1 rRNA gene is annotated in these 1,500 nt (G+C 47.7%); it reads left to right on the top strand.

The annotated features are described in order from the left end of the window. Window positions 1-30: 30 nt before the first annotated feature. A 23S ribosomal RNA gene (locus tag CD127_RS03405) occupies window positions 31-1,500 on the top strand; the annotation flags it as partial.

Below are 1,500 nucleotides of genomic sequence, written 5' to 3'. Positions count from 1 at the left end.
AAGAACACTCACAGATTAATAACTATATTAGATTAAGTTATTAAGGGCGCACGGTGGATGCCTTGGCACTAGAAGCCGACGAAGGACGTTACTAACGACGATATGCTTTGGGTAGCTGTAAGTAAGCGTTGATCCAGAGATTTCCGAATGGGGGAACCCAGCACGAGTTATGTCGTGTTATCGACAAGTGAATTCATAGCTTGTCAGAAGGCAGACCCGGAGAACTGAAACATCTTAGTACCCGGAGGAAGAGAAAGAAAATTCGATTCCCTGAGTAGCGGCGAGCGAAACGGGAAGAGCCCAAACCAATAAGCTTGCTTATTGGGGTTGTAGGACACTCTATACGGAGTTACAAAGGAATATGTTAGACGAATCATCTGGAAAGTTGAATCAAAGAAGGTAATAATCCTGTAGTTGAAAACGTATTCTCTCTTGAGTGGATCCTGAGTACGACGGAGCACGTGAAATTCCGTCGGAATCTGGGAGGACCATCTCCTAAGGCTAAATACTCTCTAGTGACCGATAGTGAACCAGTACCGTGAGGGAAAGGTGAAAAGTACCCCGGAAGGGGAGTGAAAGAGAACTTGAAACCGTGTGCTTACAAGTAGTCAGAGCCCGTTAATGGGTGATGGCGTGCCTTTTGTAGAATGAACCGGCGAGTTACGATCTGATGCAAGGTTAAGCAGGAAATGTGGAGCCGTAGCGAAAGCGAGTCTGAATAGGGCGTTTAGTATTTGGTCGTAGACCCGAAACCAGGTGATCTACCCATGGTCAGGTTGAAGTTCAGGTAACACTGAATGGAGGACCGAACCGACTTACGTTGAAAAGTGAGCGGATGAACTGTGGGTAGCGGAGAAATTCCAATCGAACTTGGAGATAGCTGGTTCTCTCCGAAATAGCTTTAGGGCTAGCCTCAAGTGATGATTATTGGAGGTAGAGCACTGTTTGGACGAGGGGCCCCTCTCGGGTTACCGAATTCAGACAAACTCCGAATGCCAATTAATTTAACTTGGGAGTCAGAACATGGGTGATAAGGTCCGTGTTCGAAAGGGAAACAGCCCAGACCACCAGCTAAGGTCCCAAAATATATGTTAAGTGGAAAAGGATGTGGCGTTGCCCAGACAACTAGGATGTTGGCTTAGAAGCAGCCATCATTTAAAGAGTGCGTAATAGCTCACTAGTCGAGTGACACTGCGCCGAAAATGTACCGGGGCTAAACATATTACCGAAGCTGTGGATTGTCCTTTGGACAATGGTAGGAGAGCGTTCTAAGGGCGTTGAAGCATGATCGCAAGGACATGTGGAGCGCTTAGAAGTGAGAATGCCGGTGTGAGTAGCGAAAGACGGGTGAGAATCCCGTCCACCGATTGACTAAGGTTTCCAGAGGAAGGCTCGTCCGCTCTGGGTTAGTCGGGTCCTAAGCTGAGGCCGACAGGCGTAGGCGATGGATAACAGGTTGATATTCCTGTACCACCTAACATCGTTTTAATCGATGGGGGG

It is taken from the genome of Staphylococcus petrasii (genome assembly GCF_002902565.1).
In the GTDB taxonomy this organism is placed as follows: Bacteria; Bacillota; Bacilli; order Staphylococcales; family Staphylococcaceae; genus Staphylococcus; species Staphylococcus petrasii.
This window is presented reverse-complemented; position numbering and strand designations above follow the sequence as displayed.